24 protein-coding genes are annotated in these 23,600 nt (G+C 32.7%); 22 read left to right on the top strand and 2 right to left on the bottom strand.

Annotation, left to right across the window (positions count from 1 at the left end; translation table 11 throughout):
* From MODO_RS10045 to MODO_RS10100, 12 genes are all read left to right on the top strand, one after another.
* Positions 1–921: a homoserine kinase gene (locus MODO_RS10045; RefSeq protein ID WP_006259116.1), complete on the top strand. Its 921-nt coding sequence runs from the start codon at positions 1–3 to the stop codon at positions 919–921.
* A complete protein-coding gene (gene thrC, locus MODO_RS10050) occupies positions 921–2,210 on the top strand; it encodes a threonine synthase (protein WP_006259115.1) in 1,290 nt (429 codons plus the stop codon). Before MODO_RS10045 ends, thrC begins: the two co-directional genes overlap by 1 nt.
* An 83-nt stretch (positions 2,211–2,293) precedes the next feature.
* The gene (locus MODO_RS10055) at positions 2,294–3,022 is read left to right on the top strand and encodes an MBL fold metallo-hydrolase (RefSeq protein WP_006259114.1); all 729 of its coding nucleotides are present in this window, start codon (positions 2,294–2,296) and stop codon (positions 3,020–3,022) included.
* Positions 3,023–3,085: 63 nt separating this feature from the next.
* On the top strand, positions 3,086–3,595 hold the full coding sequence (locus MODO_RS10060) for a hypothetical protein (protein ID WP_006259113.1): 510 nt from the start codon (positions 3,086–3,088) through the stop codon (positions 3,593–3,595).
* 312 nt (positions 3,596–3,907) lie between these two features.
* Positions 3,908–6,244 (top strand): TonB-dependent receptor domain-containing protein, encoded by a 2,337-nt coding sequence (locus MODO_RS10065; RefSeq protein ID WP_006259112.1) that lies wholly within the window; start codon positions 3,908–3,910, stop codon positions 6,242–6,244.
* 1 nt (position 6,245) lies between these two features.
* Entirely contained in the window at positions 6,246–7,535 is a 1,290-nt protein-coding gene (locus MODO_RS10070; protein ID WP_006259111.1) for a DUF4374 domain-containing protein, read from the top strand.
* Between the two features lie 9 nt (positions 7,536–7,544).
* Positions 7,545–8,735 carry an alpha/beta hydrolase gene (locus tag MODO_RS10075; protein ID WP_006259110.1) on the top strand — a complete coding sequence of 397 codons (1,191 nt, stop codon included), beginning with the start codon at positions 7,545–7,547 and terminating at the stop codon, positions 8,733–8,735.
* A gap of 10 nt (positions 8,736–8,745) precedes the next feature.
* Positions 8,746–9,774, top strand: coding sequence for a YncE family protein (locus MODO_RS10080; protein ID WP_006259109.1), 1,029 nt, complete (start codon positions 8,746–8,748; stop codon positions 9,772–9,774).
* A 187-nt stretch (positions 9,775–9,961) separates the two neighbouring features.
* Positions 9,962–10,573 (top strand): rhomboid family intramembrane serine protease, encoded by a 612-nt coding sequence (locus MODO_RS10085; protein WP_006259108.1) that lies wholly within the window; start codon positions 9,962–9,964, stop codon positions 10,571–10,573.
* Between the two features lie 131 nt (positions 10,574–10,704).
* On the top strand, positions 10,705–11,007 hold the full coding sequence (locus MODO_RS10090) for a hypothetical protein (protein WP_006259107.1): 303 nt from the start codon (positions 10,705–10,707) through the stop codon (positions 11,005–11,007).
* 511 nt (positions 11,008–11,518) lie between these two features.
* Positions 11,519–13,060 carry a SulP family inorganic anion transporter gene (locus MODO_RS10095; protein ID WP_006259106.1) on the top strand — a complete coding sequence of 514 codons (1,542 nt, stop codon included), beginning with the start codon at positions 11,519–11,521 and terminating at the stop codon, positions 13,058–13,060.
* Positions 13,061–13,062: 2 nt separating this feature from the next.
* Complete coding sequence (locus MODO_RS10100) at positions 13,063–13,686, top strand: carbonic anhydrase (protein WP_006259105.1); 624 nt, start codon at positions 13,063–13,065, stop codon at positions 13,684–13,686.
* Between the two features lie 50 nt (positions 13,687–13,736).
* Here MODO_RS10100 and MODO_RS10105 read toward each other — a convergent pair whose 3' ends face one another.
* Both MODO_RS10105 and MODO_RS10110 read right to left on the bottom strand, forming a co-directional pair.
* Complete coding sequence (locus tag MODO_RS10105; RefSeq protein ID WP_230486151.1) at positions 13,737–14,030, bottom strand: type II toxin-antitoxin system RelE/ParE family toxin; 294 nt, start codon at positions 14,028–14,030, stop codon at positions 13,737–13,739.
* The gene (locus tag MODO_RS10110) at positions 14,020–14,235 is read right to left on the bottom strand and encodes a hypothetical protein (protein ID WP_006259102.1); all 216 of its coding nucleotides are present in this window, start codon (positions 14,233–14,235) and stop codon (positions 14,020–14,022) included. Before MODO_RS10110 ends, MODO_RS10105 begins: the two co-directional genes overlap by 11 nt.
* A gap of 446 nt (positions 14,236–14,681) precedes the next feature.
* Between MODO_RS10110 and MODO_RS10115 the strand changes: the two genes are divergently transcribed.
* The 10 genes from MODO_RS10115 to istB all read left to right on the top strand — a co-directional run bounded on the left by MODO_RS10115 (position 14,682) and on the right by istB (position 23,491).
* Positions 14,682–15,236 (top strand): GNAT family N-acetyltransferase, encoded by a 555-nt coding sequence (locus tag MODO_RS10115; protein WP_006259101.1) that lies wholly within the window; start codon positions 14,682–14,684, stop codon positions 15,234–15,236.
* A gap of 9 nt (positions 15,237–15,245) precedes the next feature.
* Positions 15,246–16,091 carry a GNAT family N-acetyltransferase gene (locus MODO_RS10120; protein WP_006259100.1) on the top strand — a complete coding sequence of 282 codons (846 nt, stop codon included), beginning with the start codon at positions 15,246–15,248 and terminating at the stop codon, positions 16,089–16,091.
* A gap of 19 nt (positions 16,092–16,110) precedes the next feature.
* Positions 16,111–17,148, top strand: a complete 1,038-nt coding sequence (locus MODO_RS10125) for a S66 family peptidase (protein WP_006259099.1) — start codon at positions 16,111–16,113, stop codon at positions 17,146–17,148.
* 3 nt (positions 17,149–17,151) lie between these two features.
* Positions 17,152–17,691 (top strand): YbaK/EbsC family protein, encoded by a 540-nt coding sequence (locus tag MODO_RS10130; RefSeq protein ID WP_006259098.1) that lies wholly within the window; start codon positions 17,152–17,154, stop codon positions 17,689–17,691.
* Between the two features lie 2 nt (positions 17,692–17,693).
* Entirely contained in the window at positions 17,694–18,416 is a 723-nt protein-coding gene (locus MODO_RS10135; RefSeq protein WP_006259097.1) for a class I SAM-dependent methyltransferase, read from the top strand.
* Between the two features lie 13 nt (positions 18,417–18,429).
* The gene (locus tag MODO_RS10140; RefSeq protein ID WP_006259096.1) at positions 18,430–18,828 is read left to right on the top strand and encodes a cytidine deaminase family protein; all 399 of its coding nucleotides are present in this window, start codon (positions 18,430–18,432) and stop codon (positions 18,826–18,828) included.
* 360 nt (positions 18,829–19,188) lie between these two features.
* The gene (locus tag MODO_RS10145) at positions 19,189–19,695 is read left to right on the top strand and encodes a hypothetical protein (protein WP_006259095.1); all 507 of its coding nucleotides are present in this window, start codon (positions 19,189–19,191) and stop codon (positions 19,693–19,695) included.
* A 598-nt stretch (positions 19,696–20,293) separates the two neighbouring features.
* Positions 20,294–20,797, top strand: a complete 504-nt coding sequence (locus tag MODO_RS10150) for a hypothetical protein (RefSeq protein ID WP_006259094.1) — start codon at positions 20,294–20,296, stop codon at positions 20,795–20,797.
* Between the two features lie 368 nt (positions 20,798–21,165).
* Positions 21,166–22,713, top strand: coding sequence for an IS21 family transposase (istA, locus tag MODO_RS10155; protein WP_006260108.1), 1,548 nt, complete (start codon positions 21,166–21,168; stop codon positions 22,711–22,713).
* A 25-nt stretch (positions 22,714–22,738) separates the two neighbouring features.
* Entirely contained in the window at positions 22,739–23,491 is a 753-nt protein-coding gene (istB, locus tag MODO_RS10160; protein WP_006260107.1) for an IS21-like element helper ATPase IstB, read from the top strand.
* Positions 23,492–23,600: the final 109 nt, after the last annotated feature.

The raw sequence follows: 23,600 nt of genomic DNA on the forward strand, positions 1-23,600 counted from the left end.
ATGAAAGAAATAAAGATATTTTGCCCAGCTACAATCGCTAATCTATCATGTGGATTTGATGTTTTGGGTGTGTGTTTAGATAATGTAGGTGATGAAATGATTATCACTAAAACAGTAGAAAAAGGAGTACGTATCAAAGAGATTATTGGAGCTGATTTACCACTCGAAGTAGAGAAGAATGTGGCAGGCGTTGCCGCTTTAGCTTTAATAGAAAAACTACAACCTGACTTTGGTTTTGAGATTGTGATTCACAAGAATATCAAGGCAGGTAGCGGTATTGGTAGTAGTGCTGCAAGTTCGGCAGGTGCTGTCTATGGTGTCAATGCGTTATGTGGATACCCACTGACAAATAAAGAGTTGATCTATTATGCTATGCAAGGAGAAGCTTTAGCGAGTGGGGCACCTCATGCGGATAATGTAGCTCCAGCGTTATTAGGAGGGTTTGCATTTATTCATAGTTATGAACCGCTTAATATAGTTCATATAGATTCTCCAAAAGAGCTATACGCTACTGTTATTCACCCTCAGATAGAATTGAAAACAAAGGATGCTCGTTCGGTTTTAAAGCAAACAGTTACTTTAAAACAAGCGATTAAACAATGTGGTAATCTTGGCGGATTGATATGTGGACTTTATACTTCTGATTACGATTTGATTGGTAATTCATTACACGATGAATTTGTAGAGCCTAAACGTTCACTATTGATACCAAACTATGCAGAGTTAAAACAAGCAGCTTGTGAGCATGGAGCATTAGGAGGAGGAATATCAGGAGCAGGACCTTCTGTGTTTGCATTGAGCAAAGGCAAGGAGAATGCAGAGCGCGTAGCAGAAGCAATGCGTCAAGTAGTAAAGGATGCAGGGTATGAGTTTGATATTCATGTATCGCCTATTAATTCACAAGGTATAAAAGTATTGTAATGAAGTATTATAGTTTAAATAACCCTCAGCGTGTAGCCTCATTTAAAGAAGCTGCAATACAAGGTATTGCCGAGGATAAAGGATTGTATTTTCCACAAGAAATACCTCAGTTAGCTCTTTCGTTTTTTGAAGGTATTCAAGCGATGAGTAAGGAAGAGATAGCATACCAGGTTATCGCTCCTTTTGTAGGGAAAGAGATAGCAGAAGAAGAGCTAAGAACGATTGTAAGAGAAACGTTAGCATTTGATTTTCCTGTAGTGTCGATTGATCAAGATGTTTATACATTAGAGTTATTTCATGGACCTACATTAGCTTTTAAAGATGTAGGAGCGGGATTTATGTCTAGATGTTTGAGAAGCTTTGTCAAAGGGGAAAAAGAGAAAATTACTATTCTAGTAGCTACTTCAGGAGATACAGGAGGTGCTGTAGCTCACGGATTCTATGATGTAGAGGGGATTGAGGTTGTCATCTTATATCCAAAAGGGAAAGTGAGTAGCATCCAGGAGAAGCAATTAACTGCGCTAGGTAAGAATATTAGAGCAATAGAAGTAGAAGGAAGCTTTGATGATTGTCAGGCGATGGTGAAGAGAGCATTTTTAGATGAAGAGTTGAAATCTTGTCGTTTGACATCAGCGAATTCAATTAATGTAGCTCGTTGGTTACCTCAGATGTTCTATTATTTCTTGATGTATAAAGAATTACAACATTTAAACAAACCATTGGTTGTGTCTGTACCTAGTGGAAACTTTGGTAATATATGTGCAGGGATGCTAGCTCAAAAGATGGGATTGCCTATTGCTCATTTTATTGCAGCTACTAATGCAAATGATACAATACCAAGATTCTTTTCTTCTAAAACCTATACGCCAAAACAAACAGTAGAGACAATCTCTAATGCGATGGATGTAAGTGATCCGAGCAACTTCGTGCGTATATTAGAATTGTTTGCTAAAGATGCGAAGGAGTTGAGTAAAGATCTGTCAGCCTATTCTTTTACAGATAAGGTTACATTAGCCCTAATAAAAGAACAATATGCTAAGAATGGGTATCTACTGGATCCTCATGGAGCGGTTGGTTATCTAGGAATCAAAGAATACGCTAAAGAGCATCAAAACTTTACAGGTGTATTTTTAGGAACAGCACATCCTGTTAAGTTTCCAGAGTGTATAGAGCAATTATTAGAAATAGAGATTCCTATACCTGATAGATTGGAAGAGATTATGAAAGGAGAAAAGAAAAGTACTGTTCTCACTTCTTATAAGGAGTTGAAAGAAGAACTTTTAAAATAATAGGAAGGATTGTTCTGATTGTGATTAGAACAATCCTTTTTCTTTATTTCTATTTATCTTTGTAATTCAAAACTCACAAAACAATGATTAAAGTAGTACCCTTAAAAGAAGGTGATTTTTATGAAGATGAGGTAAAGAACTTTTTACCTATAGGAGATAAGGTATTGACCACAGAAATACAATTAGCAGTACAACCTTTTTTGATCATAACAGATAATCATAAAACATTATTGGATGTAGGTTTAGGATATCAAGAAAATGGTGTTTACAAAATAGACGAATTATTGGCCAAAGAAGGATTAACTCCTTTGGATATTGATAGAGTGTTGATGTCACACTTGCACAAAGATCATATCAACGGTTTGGTTGAAGAAACAGAAGAAGGATATATAGGACGCTATCCTAATGCTCAAATATACATTCAACGTAGAGAAGTTGCTTTTGCAGAGTTGTCTATGGATGATATTTCATTTGATTATGATATACTAGAAGAGGCATTAGCTCTGCCTAATATCATATGGATGAATGATGATCAGGGAAGTATTGATGATCAGATTACTTATCAGGTGGTAGGAGGGCATACGCCATATATGCAGGTATTTTGGATTAAAGATGAAGAGCAAATCATATTTTATGGTGCAGATAATCTACCAAAGCATAGTTATTTAGAATTTAATATGGCTTTTAAGAGTGACTATGATGGCAAGTTAGCGATGAAGTGGCGTACAGAATGGAAGGTACAGGCTGAGGCAGAGCATTGGACAGTGTTGTTCTATCACGATATGGAACGAGCGGTGTATACTTGTGAGTAAACTAAAAAAAGATACGTTAATTAGTTGTATATTAGATACTATCAATCTTTAATATGAGTGTCTATGAGTAAAAGAGATTTGTTTACGGCATTAGTGAAGTTATTAGGGTTTTACTTATTTCTTACCTATTTTTTGTCTCTATTAAGTAGTTTGTACTATTTGATTACTGTAAAGGAAAATACCTTTGGTGATTTACTGTTAGATATAAGTCAACATATCTTTTTGTTGGTAGTATTTACTCTGTTAATGTTATATGGAGATAAGATAGTTAGCCTTTTCCGCTTAAGTAATGGTTATGAAACTGATAAAATAGTAGTCGATAATCTGACTGCTGTTGATATTGTTAAGGTAGGGATATTTATTATTGGAGGAATACTCATTGTGAATAATCTCCCTTATATGATTACATGGATTATACAACGATTTACTGCAGCTATCAGAAATGAAAATATGCCTACCTTTGATGAATATGGGGCTTTTAAAGCTTTTGCTAATTTAGTTTTGGGATTCTTAATGATAACCAATTTTGGTAGAATAGCTAAGTGGTTTGTCAAATGGAATAAAGAGGAATAAATTATAATAAAAACCTTCTGATCTAAAATAAGATTAGAAGGTTTTTTTATGCAACCTAAAGTGAGCATTATAACTTTAACTATTCTATTTTTTATTTAGTATATCAAAGGATGTTTTGAATTATATAATTTATAAATCTATAGTTTTTATTTTTAATTGTTCTTTATTATGCGTTTTTTATATTTAGTTTAAGCTTATTTTAAATGGTTATTTAGAATTATTCTTGTTAGTGAGATAAATAAGTCTACATTTGTCATTATTTAAAATAATTATAAATAACAAGTGAGCAGGCTTAGTAAAGTAACCTTATTGATGGCTCTAGCCAGTACCTCATTAGCTTTGGGGCAAATAAAGAAGAGTATCGTTATTACCAATAACAATAATCAGTTGGTAAAGAATGCTGTCGTAATAGTAAATAATCAACAACTGATAACAGATGGGGAGGGTAAGGTTCAGTTTGACCTAAAACCTGCATCATCTTATGTTATTCAAGTATTTGCTGAACGCTATCAAAGTGTGAATCAAACATTCGATACTGTGGATTTGATTCGCAATTCATTTGTTTTAGAAGAAGACCACACCATCTTATCAGATATTATTGTTCAAACTAAAGATGAACAGCAAAATAGTAATCGAGATATTATTAGAGCAGTCACTATAGATACTAAAAGTGAGATTCTTCGTCCTACCTCTTTAAATGATTTAATGAACAAGACTACTGGAGTGCGTATTCGACAAGGAGGAGGCTTAGGTTCAGAGGCTAATATTAATTTGAATGGTTTTCAAGGTAATGCAATACGTTTTTTTAAGGATGGTATTCCTTTAAACTATTTGGGGCAAGGGTATAATATTTCTAATGTGCCATTAGATGTGTTGGATAAAGTGGAGGTATATAAAGGAATTATCCCTGTGCACTTAGCAAGTGATGCTTTAGGAGGAGCTGTTAATTTAGTTTCTTCTTCTATACAAAGTAATCAATTAAGAGCTTCTGTAGAATACGGTTCATTTAATACAATTCGCTCAGCTGTAAGAGGGCATTATAACTTAAATGATAATTTATATGCAGGAGGAGAGGTGTTTTATAATTACTCTGATAATGATTATAAGATTAATACTCCTGATCTTGAATTAGCTCAAACTCATTCTAAGGTAAAGTTGTTTCACAATCGATATAAGCACTTCTTTGCTAATGCTTATTTAGGAGCTCATAATCTTTCTTGGGCAGATAAAATTGAACTAGGTATAAGCTATTATAATATCGATAAACAACTTCAAAATAGTCCTACTTCAATGGTTGTACCTTATGGAGGAATTGAAGATAAGCAACACAGTGTTATTCCAACATTAAGGTATAAAAAAGCCGTATTCAATGATAAATTATCTATAGATCAATTTCTATCTTACAATGTAGTGAAGTCACAAGCTATTGATACCTTAAAAGGAAGGTATAATTGGCTAGGAGAATTTACTCCACGTGGGTATAGAGGGGAAGGAGATATGCCTATGGATGCTGATATAGATATGACATTCTTTACTTCAAGAACATTGATAGGCTATGCTATTAATCCTTCACAACAAATCTGGTTAAACAATACTTACAATTATACTAAAAGAGAAGGTAAAGATCCTTATGGAAGAGTAATTCAGGATTTGAACCAGACGGTGATAGAGCTTCCTACTCGTTATAAAAAGAATGTGTTAGCTATAGGATTGACTAGTCAGTGGTGGGATAAGAAATTGGAGACAAATGCAATTGTGAAGTTGTATAATTATTCAAGTAGAGGGCTTAATACCGCTAGTAATGTCGATTTATCAGCTAGAGATATTCATGAGGTATCAGATAATGCATTTGGTTGGGCTATAGGAGCTAAATATAGATTAACAGAACAAACTAATCTTCGCTTTTCTGTAGAAGATGCAAGAAGATTACCAGGATATACAGAGTTATTTGGTGACTATATTTTTATAGCATCGAACTTTAATTTAAAGCCAGAACAGAGTATCAATTTAAACTTAGGAATAGAGAAGGAGGTGGGTAACTTCCAATATAGTTTTAATAGTTTTTACAGACACACTAAAGATATCATTGTACTTGTGTCAGGTAATCCACCTCTCTCTGTTTTTGTCAATAAAGAAAAGGCTAATGGATATGGTTTTGAAGGAGATTTAAGTCTGAAAGTAAAAAAGAACTATAAGTTTTATGGAAACTTTACTTGGCAAAGTATCCGTTATGGAGAGTTTAAACAAGCTGCAGATAAATGGTTAAAAGGTAATAGAGTTCCAAATATTCCATTCTTTTTTGCCAACATTGGAGCAGAAGCTAAGTTTACTGATGTTTTCAAGAAGCAAGATCGATTAACAGCTTATGCTAATCTTAATTTCGTTCGTGAGTTTTACATCCAACCTATTGATAAGTCAATGGAGCCAAATGGATTTTTAGGATTGTTTGGAAAGAGTAAAGGAGATGTGAAAAATATTGTTCCAGATCAAACTTCTCTTACTCTAGGTACTTTATATGAACTAAATGATAAAGGAGTATCTATCGGAGTTGAGGTACGCAATTTACTAAATCAAGATTTATACGATTATTTTAAAATACAAAAAGCAGGTAGAAGTATCTACTTAAAACTTAACTATAAACTTAATTAACATGAGACTTATAAAACCATTATTATCAATGTCATTTGCTTTTGCATTAACATTAGCATCATGCTCTTCTTCAGATGACAATAATCCTGTAACACCAGTAGACCCAGAAGTAAAACAGAGCCAATATTTTCTGATGACTTTATCAGAAGGAAAAGGACCTGTTAAAAACGGTTTCTTAAAAGCCTATTCTTCTTTACCAAAAGGAATGATAGACAATGCTACAGGTAATACAACAACCACAGGAGGAATGGGAGGGTATCGTCAATATGGTAATAGAGTGTATAGAATGTTTGATGACAATAATTCTCGTGCATTAGGTCAATTCATTTTTGATGATAAAGGCTTTTACACTACTAAAAGTATTGCTGTAGAACCAAAAATAGCAGGTTCAGGAAACTTTACATTAACGAATGATCATACAACAGGATATTATTTTGAAGGAGCTCAACCTACACAAATACAGATTTTTGATCCTATAGGAATGGCAAAAAAAGGAATGTTAGGTGATTATGCAGAACAGATCAATGCGTTAGAGAAAAAGTTAAATCTACAAGGTGTAAACTTTAAAGCAATAGGTCAACATTTATTAGCAATTAATGGTAATAAACTATATGCTGATATCACTTTTGGAAAGAACCAAGGGGCACAGGGAGGTATGTTTGATGGTGTATCAACTGATGTACATCTTGCTGTTATTGATTTGACTAATGGAAAATGGATAGGAGATACTCAGGTAAAGAATACAGGTAATATTGCTTTCGTTGATGAGAACCCGTTGTATTATTTTGACGAGAATAAAGATTTGTATTTCGTGTGTCAAGGTATTAAAACAGGAGGTTTAGGAGATCAATCTAAAATAGCACGTATTAAGAATGGATCAAATGAAGTAGATCAATCATGGGAATTAGATTTCAATACGATGTTTAACAGTGTAACACCTGGTAAATTCTCAACAATCTATGTAGAGAAAGGAAAAATAGTAACGTTGGTAAACGATGTACCATTAGCAAATCCACAAACAATTAATTTGACTCCTATTTGGAAGTATGTAGTGATTGATATTAAGAGTAAGGCTGTAACACCTATTCAGATAGAGGGAGTAACATTAGTCGAAACACCAGCCGCTTCATTAGGAGTATCTAAAATAGATAATAAGAAATTTATTCGTGTGGTAAATGATACAAAATTAGGATACTATGAATTATCAGAAGATATGCTAAAAGCAACGCTTTCTATTGAGATTCAAAAAGGAGGAAAGCCTCAAGGATTGTTTAAAGTAAACAAGTTATAAAAGTAATTAATGAAAAAGTATGTGTTTATTGTTTTAATGGTAGTTATGAATTTGCAAGCACAGAACAGTTTTAAAGTTAGAGTAGAAGTCACAGTGGAAGACTTTGCTCACACAGAAGAGCCTATTTATTTGACAGGTAATTTTAATCAATGGAATCCTAAGGATGAGCGTTATCTAATGCGTAATATCTCAGGGACATCTAATCAATATTTAGTAGAAGTTGAAAATATTCCATCAGGAGTTTTAGAATATAAATTCACACGAGGTACTTGGCAGAGTTTAGAGTCATCTAAGAAAGGTAGATTGATTAATTTACACGATGTAGAAGTTAAAGAAGATATGGTATTAAAGAATACTATTTCTGCATGGAGAGACCAGTTTGAAACGTCTACAGCTCCAGATCATCTAGTGATACTGAAGAACTTCTATATCCCTGAGTTAAATAGAGTAAGAGATATTAGAATTTATTTACCTAAAGATTATGACCATAGTCAAGAATCGTATCCTGTGTGGTATATGCACGATGGACAAGATTTGTTTGACGAGGCTACTTCAGAAGGTAGACTAGGCCCAGTAGAATGGGAAGTAGATGAGACTATAGCCAAATATGGAGATCAATATATTATCGTAGGGATAGATCATGATTATCAAAAGAATCTAAGAGAAAAAGAATATTCTTTTTTTCCTACACAGAAGAACCCTGTCGTAGAAGGACAAGCTTATATTTCTTTTATAGTTAAAACATTAAAGCCGTATATAGACTCGACTTATAGAACCCAATCAGATGTTCATCATACTGGTATCGCTGGAGGTTCTTTAGGAGGATTGATTTCTTTATATGCAGGGTTGACTTATCCAGATACATTTGGAAATATAGGCGTGTTTTCTCCTTCTATTTGGCAAGACGATCACAATCTAGATACTTATGTCAATGTCTTATCTACTAGTCAAATAGATAAAATAAGAAAACAAACCTATTTTATCTATGGAGGAGGGCGTGAGAATCGAAAGAAAGGAGATGGTAACGTGGTAAGAATGGATGAAGATATTCTCCGTTTTTTAGAAACAAATAACAAGGTATTAAACCTTAATTATGAGTTGAATATTAATCCAAAAGGAAAGCATGGTGCTTGGTATTGGCAACAAGCTTTTAATTGGATGATAGGTAGCTTATCTAAAGTAGAAAGTACTAATTTTTAATAATAACAATATGAAATACATTAAATCATTAACGTTTTTGAGTGCTACAGTATTAGCAGCAATGGGAACAACTGCTACAGCACAATCAATAGATCAAAATAAACAAGTAGGAAAAGGGTTATATGAAGTTGCTTACAATAGTGTGGACAATGGAGTATATGTTGCTTCTGTAATCGATTTTAAAACTAAAGAAGGAGTTGTTTATAAATTAAATGGCAATGACTTATCTGTTGAGAAAGAGTACAGTGTGAATGGGAACCCTGTATTTGGTATAGCAGTAAATGAAAAGACTCAAAAGATTTATGGAACGAATACAACTACTAATGCAGTGACTGTAATCGACCTAAAAACAGGAGCTACTAAAGTAATTCCAGGAACGAATGAAAGTGGTCACAATAGAGAGATTGCTATTGATGAGAAAACAAATACTATTTATGCATCAGACACACAACAAGATGGTAAAGTGTGGATCATTGATGGAGATAAAGATGTATTAAAAGGATATATAGACAATACAGGTATTTTTACAGCAGGACTTACTTTTGATACTAAAACGAAGAAGTTATACGCTGCTAATATGGGAACGAATGAAGTAGCTATTATTGATCCAACGACTAAAAAAGTGATTAAGAAGTTTGCTTCAGGTGGAGAAAGCCCAATTAATGTTTCTATTGATGAATCAGGAAGAAGATTGTTTGTGACAAATTCTTCTACAGGGTTAACAGTATTAAATGCTGACAGTGGTGAGCTACTAAAAGTAGTAAAGTTTAAAGGAGGATCTTTAGGAGTAAACTATTTGCCAAAACAAGATAAAATTGTTTTAGCAAATAGAGAAAGTGGTAAAACTGTTATTGTTGATGGTAAAACCTATGAGGTAGTTACAGAATTAGAGACAGGAAGTCATCCTAATACTGTAGCAGTAAATAAAAATACAGGTGTAGCTTATGTTACAAATAAAACAAAGAGAATGCCTAAAGTAGAAGGGCAAGAGGCTGCAGTAGACACGAATGGTGATACTGTGAGTAAAGTACAATTATAAAATCAAAGCTCATCTATTATAATTAGGAAGTGGCTACTCTGCAATGGAGTAGCCATTTTTTTTAGTTAGGTATATATTAATGTTGTTTGTTATGAATATTATTTAGTTGTGTGAGATTTTATGAAAGTTGTTTGATTATGGATGATATGTTGATTATAATCGTACTTTTAACATAAAATAGAGTACAGTGAGAAACGAGGAACTTAGATTAAAGAAAGAAGATTTCTATCCACCATTATTGTTGGTAGGAGTGATGTGGTTTATATTTGGTCTACAACAATTGGGTATATTCCACGATTGTTATGGAGTGATTCCTTGGCGTATAGAAGGCATTAAAGGAATTTTCTTAAGTCCTCTGTTTCATGGTGGGATAGACCATATCATTAGTAATACTTTACCTTTATTTATACTTAGTGTAGTATTGTTTTTGTTTTATAAAAAGCAAGCATATACAGTACTTATTATGGGGTGGATTACCTCAGGTTTAGCCTTGTGGCTATTACCTGATTTTGGTTACTTTCAGACAAGTATGATGAGTTGTCATATAGGAGCAAGTGGATTAATTTATATGCTCTTTTTCTTTCTATTCTTTAGTGGAATATTTATTCGCAAGTTAGTTTTAATCTTAGTATCTATTATCATTGGGATACTATATGGAGGGTTAGTTTATGGAGTACTACCTAGCTATGTCGCAGAAGGTGTTTCTTGGCAAGGGCATTTAGTAGGAGCGTTAGTGGGTTTAGTATTTGCATATCAGATGAATAGGAAGAAAAGCAAAAGAAAGTATAGAAGGAAATAAGCTACATTAAGTGTGGTTTTTACATTAAAACCTTGTTGAAATGTGATGTTGTTTACTAGAAAAACTACTTTTTATAGTAAAATTAACAAGTCTAATATTGTCATATTTCAGAAAAAAAATATTTTTGTGATATGAAATATGTATCACTAATTGTATTATTATTCTTTGTAAACTTTATCGCTACGCCGACTATTGCGGTGCTAGCTGGCATTGAATTAGAGATACCTTCTGTGACCATTTCTGAAGAAAATAAAAAGCCAATCACTAATGCAGAAGAAGAGCACAAAGGACATTTGTGGGATTTATCTGCTTCTAATCATCTTAATCTAGTAGATGCTGGAGAAGGATTGGAATTAAACTTTTCTCATTTGAAACTTGTGTATGAATCACAAGAGTTCGATATCTTATTACCCCCTCCTGAACGTTTAGTTTAATATGACTTCTATTAGTAAACACTAGTAGAGGATTTAGCAAAAGACATTTTATAGGTTATTTGCCTATCTATTTTCATAGAGATGGATGATTAGATAGTTCATTCTAGAACTAGCAATAGATAGATCAATGAACAGTAATTACGCAATGCAAATCGGAATTAGTACTATAATCATACGATAGTATAATGATAGCGCTATAGAAAGAGTTATGGCTTAGAATCTTTTTGTAGTATTTAGCTAATACTGTTTCTTGATTTTTGTACTGTAGAGTATGTGCTATATTTCCTTTAGTTACCTATGATGTCTTTTGTTGTAACGAAAGTCTTCTTTTGCAAAATGGTTAATTGTCAGCAATGAAGAAGCCTTTAGTTAGTTAATCATTTCTTTTTTAGCTTTTAAGTATTGAATAAGTCAATATTTACCTTCTTGATTTTTTGGACAACAATGAATCGACAGATCTTCTATTGCCTTTATCTGTGGCTAAAAAAGAAAAACTAAACGTAAAATAACAATGACAAAAAATATGAGTATGGCAGCACTTAAGAAGAGTGTTGCTCCAGGCCTTGTGGTCTTTTTAGTCGCACTTCCACTGTGTTTAGGAATTGCGTTAGCTTCTGGTGCACCCCCTATTGCAGGTATTATTTCAGGTGTGGTAGGAGGAGTAATAGTTGGATTACTGAGTAATTCAAATATTAGTGTAAGTGGTCCAGCAGCAGGTTTAGCGGCTATTATATTAGGAGCTATAACGGAGCTAGGATCATTTGAATTATTACTTACAGCAGGTATTATTGCAGGAGTTTTGCAAGTGATATTAGGATTGTTAAGATCAGGTACTATTGCCAACTACTTTCCATCAAGTGTAATAGAGGGAATGTTAGCAGGTATTGGATTAGTGATTTTAATTAAGCAATTGCCATTGGTTTTTGGAGTAGATGCTTTAGGTGATATCACCTCTTTTGCATCTGTCCAGTTGGGTACGGTGATTATTACTGTTATTTCATTAGCCATATTATTACTGTGGAATAAGATGAAGTGGACTAAGAAAGTCTCTTTTTTACCAGCAGCTTTAATTGTAGTGGTAGTCGGTATTTTGATTAACCAGTTTTGGATTGCTACAGGTAGCTCTTTAGCTATCGAATCATCGAGATTAGTGTCGATCCCTATGTTTGATAGTTTATCAGATATCAGTTCCATATTTGTATTTCCAGATTGGACAGGATTTGCTAATCCTGCTGTATGGATGATTGGAGGGACTATTGCTATTGTAGCTTCTATTGAAACTTTATTGTGTATTGAGGCGACAGATCGCTTAGATCCATTAAAGAGACATACAGATACTAATAGAGAATTAAAAGTACAAGGGATAGGGAACATTCTAAGCTCTTTGATAGGAGGACTTCCGATGACTTCTGTAGTAGTACGTTCTTCTGCTAATGTGAATGCAGGAGGATTGTATAAAGCATCAGCAGTCATTCATGGTATTTTCTTATTAATAGCAGTTATCTCCTTGCCTTTAGTATTAAATATGATCCCTTTAGCATCTTTAGCGGCAGTATTAATTTTAGTAGGGTATAACCTAGCTCGTCCAGCTATTCTTATGCACTTTTGGCATAAAGGTTACACACAGTTTATTCCTTTTATCATCACATTTATTATGGTAGTAGTAACAGATTTACTCGTTGGCGTCCTTGTAGGTATGGGAGTGAGTGTATTATTCTTACTAATCGGAAATGTAAGAAAAGCATTCTCTATGCATCGTCAGATAAAGCAGGAACAAGTAGTATATACCTTGACTTTAGCAGAGGAAGTATCGTTCTTGAACAAGACAGCGATTAAAAACAGGCTTTATCAATTGCCAGATAATTGTCACTTGGCTATAGACGCAAAGCGTATGGGGTATATCCATGTGGATGTCTTAGAGCTTATAGAGACTTTTATAAATGAAAAGGCAAAAGAAAAAAACATACTGATTACTACAACAGGTTTTCACAAAGAAGTGAAAGTATCAGGAGACCAACAAAACATTATTTTATCACATAGAAAAACTATTTAATTATGAATTCATTTACAAAAGAAATATTAGCAAATACAACACCAGCACAAAGCTTAGAATTATTATTAGAAGGAAATAATCGCTTTGTAAATAACTTGAAGTTTAACCGAAACTTCTTACACCAACTACAAGAGACTAAAGATGGTCAACATCCACATGCCGTTATTTTGAGTTGTATGGATAGTCGTGCTCCACTAGAGCATGTATTAGATCAAGGGATAGGAGATATCTTTAGTTTAAGAATAGCAGGTAATGTATTGACAGATGAAGTAATCGGAAGTATGGAATATGCCTGTAATGTGGTTGGTAGTAAATTAATCATGGTATTAGGACACAGTAGATGTGGTGCTGTGACAGGAGCATGTAATCATACGACTTTAGGTAAACTAGACACTATATTAGAACGCATCCATCCAGTAGTAGATAAAGTTCGCCAAAAACACAGTAATGAAGATTTGTCAGCATCAGAATTAGTAGAGTTAGTGACGATGGAGAACGTAAGAACGATAGTAGCACAGTTGCAAGAAGTGAGTCCTTCGTTGACTAAATTGATTGCTGAAGAAAAAATAGGTGTAGTAGGAGCTTATTATGATGTAGTAAGCGGAAAGGTTGAATTAATCTGTTAAGATTATTATTGATTAGAGGAGAAAGGGGTGTCATTCGTGATACCCTTTTTTTATACAGGATATTTATCACTGTTCTGAGCAGTATTAAAAACAGCTACTATATGTATCATTTGTTTATAAGGATCTACTCTAAAAAAAATGACATACGGAAATTTCTTAATAGAAATAGCTCGTATGTCATTGTATCTTATCTGAAAGAAAGGATTATTCTTTAATACTTTCAATGTTTTATCAAATTCTTTTTTAAAGGAATTTAGAATACGTTTAGATATCAAAAAATAATACTCAAATATAGCATCTAAGTCATGTATAGCACTTGGGAGTATAACTATATTATAAGTCATATTTTTTGTATAGTTCATTAAGTGCCTTATCAAGAGAAATATAACTCTCGCTAGGTTCTGCAAGCCTTTGTTCTAAGATGCCTTGTTGTTCTAGAGTTAGGTTAAGGTCATTAATCTGTTCACTATAATCAGCACCAATTATCTCAAGAAACTCTTGAAATACTGCTTTTTTATCATTTGGTATTATGACGTGATAGTTTATCATAGCGTATGTGTTAAGGTGTTGATAATTAATTGTGTACTCTCCTACAAAGGTATTTGTTTTTATTTGATAATTATTTACATATTCAAATATTTACTAATTTATATAATCTAGTTAAGTAAGGTTGACTGTTTATGATAAGTGTACACTTATAGTAGTTTGAGATAGCTTTAGTTTTGAATGAGTCCGTAGTGAGTCCGTTATGAGTCCGTACTCACTCCGTTATTTGATAGAAAATAACGGAGTCATTATACTATCATAATAGAGATAATAGAGAAAGATGGTAAATTTACTCAGAATGAAAGTAAAGGATAGCCCTTCTTTTGTCTTTTCAGTATATAAAAATGTTGATTCACACTTGTTTGTTTATCTTATATGCTGACTTTTTTTAATTTGCAGGAACCTAAATATACTCAATATTATATTTAGTTCACTTAGAATGACACAGAATGAGAGAATTTATATTTGACCATATTGAAACTTCCCGTTTTAAATTACGAATACTAGAAGCTGAAGCTTATCAAAACTTTTTAAGATTAGCTACTGCAGAAGAACTTTTGCATTATATAGGTATTCCTGAAGAGGAAGTAGAAAAAGAAAAAGTAAAAGCAGCCTATGGCTTCCGTACTTATAATAAATCATATTTGATGTTTTTAATCATTGATAAAGAAACAGAGGATATATTAGGGTACTGTGGATATCATACTTGGTATTTAGAACACGATAGAGCTGAGGTAGGATATGGACTGTATCATGATAACTCGAAAGGAAGAGGTGTGATGAGTGAAGTCTTAAATACGGTCTTACATTATGGATTTGAAACTATGCAATTGAGACGAGTAGAGGCCTTCATTAGCCCAGATAATATGGCTTCCTTAAATACAGTGAAGAAGTTTGGATTTACTAGAGAAGGACAATTGAGAAGTCATTATGTAAAAGGAGAACAGATAGAAGACTCTGTTGTTTTTAGTTTGTTACGAGGTGAATATAATAAATTAAACTAAAAAGAAGATATGAAAATTAGAAGCCTTAGAGAAGTAAGTTTACGCGAGCTCACAGAAGTATTTAATGATTCATTTTCAGATTATATACTTCCCTTTCATTTGACAGAAGATAGCTTGGCATTTAAACTAAATAGTGAATTGGTTGACTTAGATTATTCTATCGGAGCATTTGATAAGGGGGAGTTAGTTGCTTTTATGCTAACAGGAGTGAAGAAAGAAGCTGAGCAAGTCTATTATTATAATGCTGGTACAGGAGTGAGACCTGCATATAGGGGACAGCGTTTAGTCGCTCAGATGTATAGTTATGCTATTCCTATTTGGAAAGAAACGGGTAGTAGTGTAAATCTATCCCTTGAGGTAATAAAAGGAAACGATAAAGCTATTCGTGCTTATAAAGCTCAAGGATATAATATAAGTAGAGATTTATTGTGCTTCAAAGGACAACCACGTGAGGTGCACTATAAGACAGCTAATGTTGTAATAGAAGATGTAGAGCAAGTATGTTGGAAAACAGTTCTTCCTTTTTGGGATATCCAACCAAGTTGGCAAAATTCAATAGCTGTATTAGAAAAAGCTAAGGAAGACATTCGGTATAAAGTAGCTAAAGTGAGAGGTAATATCGTAGGATATGTAGCCTATCATAAAAGCAGTGGTAAAATATATCAACTAGCGGTAGATAAAGCTTACCGAAATAAAGGAATAGCAAAAATTCTCGTGAATGATGTGGTTAATATTTTGGAAACCCCTATTCTGATTACTAATGTGGATGATAAAGGAGTGGATTTCATCTCGTTTTTAAAGAGAATAGGCTTAGAGCACTATATTACTCAACATGAGATGATCATGAAACTATAGGTGTTAATATTATAAGTATATGAGGACAAGATTAATAAAGCCAAAGAGATTAAAAAAAGGAGATACAGTTGCGACAATTTCTTTGTCATGGGGTGGGGCAGGTGAGTTACCACATCGTTATCAAGTAGGAAAAGCTCGACTGGAAAACATATTTGGACTTAAAGTTATAGAGACGTCACATGCTTTAGAATCAGCAGAGTGGATTTATAATCATCCAGAGGCAAGAGCTAAGGATCTAATGGATGCATTTAAGAACCCGGAAGTAAAAGCTATTATTACCAATATAGGGGGAGACGAGAGTATTCGATTATTAAAGTATATTGACTATGATGTAATTAGAAATAATCCAAAGATATTTCTAGGATTTTCAGATAGTACAGTAACGCATTTTATGTGCCTAAAAGCAGGGTTGAGCTCTTTCTATGGTACTTCGTTATTAGTGGGATTTGCAGAGAATGGGGAAATGCATGATTATCAGATACAAGATATCAAACGGACATTGTTTGAGATAGAACCAGTGTCTCCAAATACAGAAGGTTGGACTACAGAGTATTTAGATTGGTTTGATGTGAGCATACAAAACACTAAACGCAAGCTGAATCCATGTGAAGGGTGGCGCTATGTGAGAGGAGAAAAAAGCGTACAGGGTACTTTAATTGGAGGGTGCATGGAAGTATTAGAAATAATAAAAGGAACGGAGCTTTGGCCAGAATTAGATGTGTGGAAGGGAAGTATATTGTTTTTAGAAACTTCTGAAGAAAAGACAGCTCCTCTTTATATAGAGCGTTGGTTAAGAGGGTATGCAGCAATGGGTATTTTAGATGTAGTAAATGGAATTATATTAGGAAGACCTTATGACAATATGTACGCTGAAGAATATGAGCAAATATTGCTTAAAATACTTGATGAAGAAGGTCTAAGTACTCTCCCTGTGATAACACAGATGGACTTTGGTCATACGTGCCCAACGTTCACTTTGCCATATGGATGTGTAGCAGAGATAGATAGTATTAATAAGCGTTTCTCTATTCTAGAGAGTGCGGTAATAGATAGATAAAATATGTTTTATATCAGTGAAGTATCATTAGAACGGCCATCGCGATATCTTTCTAAATTACAAGAACAGACTTATGATATATTGTCTAAGCTTTCTATGGATTGGCAAAGAGTTGAAACAGAGGAGGCAATTACAATGGAAGATTGTTTGTTGATTAATGAGAGGCTAGATATGAATATGGTCAAAACACTTTTTTTGTGCAATAGACAGAGAACAGTGTTTTACCTATTCGTTACATTAGGAGACAAACCTTTTAGTAGTAAAGAGTTTAGTGAAGCTTTAAGCATCTCTAGGGTTTCGTTTGCACCAGCAGAGATGCTATACGAAAAGATGGAGACCAAGGTAGGAGCAGCATCTATATTTGGATTATTAAGAGAATCAGCTAGCGATATTCAATTAGTATTTGATCAAGATGTTTTGGATCAGCCTTTTTATGGTTGTAGTGATGGAACTACTACTCATTATTTGAAATTGTATACAACAGATATAATTAATAAGTTAGTTCCTTTCTTAAATAGAGATTTACTAACGATTAAACTATAATTATGGAAGATCAATTATATCAAAATGTAGATTTGGTTCAGTTTTACGACTATGATAACTTATGGGAGAATGAAGAGAGATATGTACAACTAGCAGAAAAAGTAAAGTCAGTTTTAGATTTAGGATGTGGAACAGGACGGTTAGCTAGTGCTTTAGCTGAAAAAGGAAAAGATGTAGTAGGAGTGGAGTATGCTCAAGCGATGCTAGAAAAGGCAAAGAAAAGAAGTTCAGAAGTAAAATGGGTACAAGGAGATGCAAGAACTATTCGTTTAGAACAAAAGTTTGATTTGATTATTTTATCAGGACATGTCTTTCAGGTTTTCTTGACGAAAGAGGATCGTTTGGCTGTTCTAGAAACAATCAAAGTACACTTAAATGAAGGAGGTAGGTATATCTTTGATAGTCGGAATCCGTTAGTGAAAGATTGGTTAACGTGGACAAAAGAGGAGTCTATACGTCAATTTAAACATCCTTTGCATGGGCAAGTCACCGCGTGGAATACGTATGAAGGAGATGCAAGAGCATTGACTTATACGACTTATTATAGTATTGATAATACACAAGAGAACTTTAGTTCACAATCTACTATTGCTTTTCCTAGTTTTAATGAGATAGGACTATTAGTAGCTGATGCTGGACTAGGAATAGCAGAAGTATTTGGTGATTGGGAATTGAATAGATATAATGAGTATAGTGAGGAAATAATATGGTATGGATATGCCTAACAAAATGAATTAAATGGAAGCAAAGGAATTAAAGCAAATAGCCCATAAATATGCAAAATCAGTTGAATTAAATGATTTTGTTGCGTATGGAAGTGTTGCCGCTGCTATTGAGACTATAGATGGCAATGTATATACAGGTATTAGTATTGATACTGCTTGTTCTATGGGGTTCTGTGCAGAGCATGGGGCTATAGCAGATATGCTAAAGCATGGAGAAAATAGAATAAGACGGGTAGTAGCTATAACTGAGAAGGGAGAAGCTGTGCCTCCTTGCGGAAGATGTAGAGAGTTTATGACTCAATTAGCACAAGAAAATGAAAACGCGATCGTAGAAGTAGAAGATGATCACTATGTAACTTTAGGTTCTCTTATGCCTTATGATTGGAAAAAAGGAATGAATAGAAAATGGTAAGTGGATAGTTTACTATTCGATTATAAAAGACTTTAGTATGTACTAGAGTCTTTTTTTATGTCTTACTAGTACTTTGTTTGCGTTGAGGTAAGTTATGTTTATTTCTATATTGTCTGTTTTATTATACGAATTGTAGATTGACTGTTTTTATATTCTAATAATTCGATATTAAAGTAAGTTTATTTGGTGTAAAAATTACAATGTGTGATTTTTTAACAAATGAGCGAAATTTAGATTGTTAAATGTTAGTTATAAAACCTGTTTATTCACGTATTGTGAATTTATTTTGAGTTTTTATTTTTGATAATTCACAGATGTCGATATATATTTGTCAAAAATATAAATGTATTAATAGTCGAAATGAAAAAACAAACTCTATTTAGTCTCCTATTTTTAGGAATGTCTGCGGTTAGCCTTACTGCTTGTTCTTCTAGTGATGATATACAAATTACTGAAGAAGCACAAAATAATTCTAAAATGTTTGGTAAATGGGAACTTGTAGAAAAAGTAGAATTGGATGTAAATGGTAGAATAGTAAAGGAGACTTTGGCAAGTGATTTAAATGTACCTGCTCAGACAGTAGATTACTATAAAGGAGGTATTACTATTCAAACAGATTATTCAAATCAAAAAGATAGTCAAGGGAATTATTACAATGAAAGATCTCCTAGACAATGGATGTTAAGCGGAAACAAATTGTACTTAGGTATCAGTAAATCATTAGAGCAAAATGCTGAACAGATTTATGATATTCGAGTATTAAGTCAGGATCGTTTAATTATTGAACGCAAGATAGATGCAAAAGATGGTAATCGTTATACTTCTAATGTAAGCAGTATTAAAATTACCTATAAAAAAGTGAACTAGTCTTTTATTACTCTTAAGCATTAGCACCTTACCGTAATTATTATAATGTGGGTAGTAAAAAGATTCTGTAAATAATAAGTAATATAACTTTAAAAAACAGTTGTCAAAATGAGAGTGGAGATAGCTGTTTTTTTTTGTTTTTTAGGTTATACAAGAAGAAGAAAGAAAAAAAGAACGTTTTGAGGCTATAGAATAAGTGATTTTTAAATACTGTATATATACTTTAAAGGTATATGTCTATTTTATTTATTACTGTTGATAGATGTGATATATCTAAACTAAATATGTTGTTTTATCTTAATTTAAGAAGTAAATAAATACTGTGTTTTTTAAAATAGAAATTTGTAATAACTATTTTTATTTTTTCTTTATTTAGTAAAATATTTGGTTTTTTGCGTAAATCTATGTTATTTTTTTAGCCTAAAGGAGGCTAAACCTTCTCAAGGTTTACTTTTTTTGGTTTATTATTTTTTATTCTTCTTAATAAATTGTTACAATTCATTGTTAATTATATATTCGATTTATTGTAGGGACTTTTGTCTTGCTTTTTGAATGTGTTGACCTTATAAATTTGCCAAAATTTACAAAGCAAACGATTATGCAACAAAAATTACTTTTATTATTTATTTCAATCACATTGTGTTTTAATTTTATTTCTTGTTCTAGTGATGATGTGCAGATTAGCCATCAAGGTAAAAATAAAGCACTATTAATAGGTAAGTGGAAATTAGAAAGTAAAAAATATTATGATAGATGGGGAGGCGCCATTGCAGGAGAAGTAGATAGTACTTGTTGTCCTCCACAGACACTAGAGTTTCATAGACATGAAATTATGATTCAAACTGATTTTTACAAAGAAAGTGAAGACACTGATACCATATGTGATGAGCGCTCTCCTTTTCAGTGGTTTATGATAGAGGATAAATTGTATTTAGGAGTAGGAAAAGAGGTGAATACAGATGATTATCAGGATTATGATATTCGTGTGTTGACAGATGAAATATTAGTGTTGGAAAGAAGTATAAATGAATATGACAAAGAGCCATTCTACTCAAATGCTAAATTTGTTAGAATCACTTATAATAAAATACATAGCTATTAAGGTAGAATATTGACGTATATCTTTGGGGATTTTGTAGTATGGCATACTTTAGTAGTAAATTTAAGATTTGATAATTTATAATAAATGGATAGATTGATTGATGTACAGACTGTCTGTCATGGTCGGTATCAAATTTGGGCTGCTTTAGTAGAAATGAGAATGTCACATTGGGTAAATACTTTTGTTATTAGAGATGCAATAACTCATGAAGCTGTATTAGTGGAGAATCCAGTGAAATTGACCACCTAATTCCGTTAAAAGTGATCACTTAATTCCGGTGGAAAGTGACCACCTAATTCCGGTGAAATTGACCACCTAAAAAACCAAGTTAAAACATGTCTAAATATCTTAGCTAAAATGCAAGAGATATGGCTAATAAAAAGATCGACATGTTACAATTAAAACAACTACTACGTCTATATACTCAAGGAGTAAGTAAACTTCAAATAAGTTCCCAATTAGGTCTTTCACGTAATACTGTTAAGAAATATATTACTCTCTTTACGACTTCAAAATTCACTTATGAAGAGATAAAAGAATTAAATGATACAGATATAGAAGATTTATTTGACACTAAAGAATTGGATTCTGATGAAAAAGAAGCAATCTTGTATAAATATTTCCCTTACTTTACTAAAGAACTACTTAAAACGGGAGTAACAAGACATATCTTGTGGCAAGAGTACCTTTTGAAACATCCTGAAGGTTATCGTTATTCTCAATTTTGCTATCATTTGCGAACTTGGCAGAAAAAAACATCTCCTTCTTTACACATGCAACACAAAGCTGGAGATAAGATGTTTGTTGATTACACAGGGAAAAAGTTGTCTATTATTGATAAATCTACAGGAGAAATAACTTCTGTAGAAGTATTTATTTCTATTCTTGGTTCAAGTAGAATGACTTATGTAGAAGCCAGTCTAACTCAAAATACAGAAGATTTTATATCAAGTCTCACCAATTCCTTACATTTTTATCAAGGAGTCCCACTTGCCATTGTACCTGACAACTTAAAAGCAGCTGTAACTAAAAGTGATAAATACGAACCTAAAATAGCTCATAATCTTCAAGACTTTGCTCTACATTATAACACAACTATTTTACCCGCAAGAAGTTATAAGCCAAAGGATAAAGCCTTAGTAGAGAATGCAGTAAAAACAATCTATACTCGTGTATTTGCTCCTCTTAGAAATAGAGAGTTCTTTAGTTTGCAAGAACTAAATCAAGCAATAGCAGAATTGTTAGAACAGCATAATGAAAAACTACTTTCACGAGAAAGAGTTTCAAGAAAAACGTTGTTTAAAGAAATTGAACAACCTGTTTTACAATCACTACCAGCACACAGGTATGAATTAAAATATGCTATAAAAGCAACTGTTCAAAAAATTAGTCACATCTACCTAAATAAAGATAAACACTACTATAGTGTTCCTTTCCATTATATTGGTAAAAAGGTAAATATTCTTTATAGCAAAGATATTGTTGATATATATCACAATCAAAGACTTATCGCTTCACACAATAGAGAATTAGGAAAGTATCGGTATACTACTGTAAAGGAACATATGCCTTCATCTCACCAATATATCACAGATTGGAATCCTACACAGTTTTTGAAATGGGGACAAGAAATAGGAGAATCTACACAAAAATATTTAGCAATGATATTAGATAAGCGACAGCACCCAGAACAATCATATAAGTCTTGTGCTGGAATTTTAAGCTTAGGTAAACGCTTTTCTAATATTCGATTAGAAAAAGCCTGTACACGGGGTTTAGAATACGAAAGATATAGTTATAAAATGATCAAAAGCATTTTAGAAAAGGGATTAGATGCTATTGAAGAACAACCATTAAACAAAGAAAGAGAAGTTCCTACTCATCAGAATATCAGAGGAGCAGCTTATTATCAATAGAACAATAATATTAAATTATAGAAACATGAATCAAACAACTTTAGAAAAATTAAAGTATTTAAAACTTTATGGAATGCATAGAGCATTCGCATCAACACTACAACTTCCTACTTCGGATTATACAAATGATCAACTTATTGCTTATTTAACTGATAGTGAATATGATGATAGGGAGAACAGAAAGATAGAAAGACTAATAAATACAGCTAAATTTAGATACAAAGCTTATATACAGGATATTAATATAGATTCATCCAGAAATATTGATAGGAATATGATTGATCGATTAGCTGCTTGTCAATTTATAAAACAGCAACAAAACGTATTAATTACTGGTAGTACAGGAGTAGGAAAAAGTTATATTGCTTCTGCAATTGGTTATCAAGCTTGTATGTTAGGATATAAAGTCATGTACTTTAGTATCAATAAACTATTCTCTAAATTAAAGATGGCTAAAGGAGATGGTTCTTTTTCTAAGGAAATAGATCGAATTGAAAAACAAGACCTAATTATATTAGATGATTTTGGATTACAACCCTTAGACAATCTTAAAAGACAAGATTTTATGGAAATTATTGAAGATCGCCATGGTAAGAGATCTACAATTATAGCTTCACAACTTCCCATTGAAACATGGCATGATATAATTGGAGAACAAACTATAGCTGACGCTATTTTAGATAGAATGGTACATAATTCTATTAGAATTGAACTTCATGGGGAGTCTTTAAGAAGTAAAAATACATTAGCAAAAATTCAACAAAACTCTATTAAATAACTATACTTATTTTTTGTATTTTTAACTGAAATATAAAACATGTTTTTGACTTGATTTTAGGTGGTCACTTTCCACCGGAATAACATGGTCACTTTCTCCGGAATCTACA

Source organism: Myroides odoratimimus (genome assembly GCF_001485415.1).
In the GTDB taxonomy this organism is placed as follows: Bacteria; Bacteroidota; Bacteroidia; order Flavobacteriales; family Flavobacteriaceae; genus Flavobacterium; species Flavobacterium odoratimimum.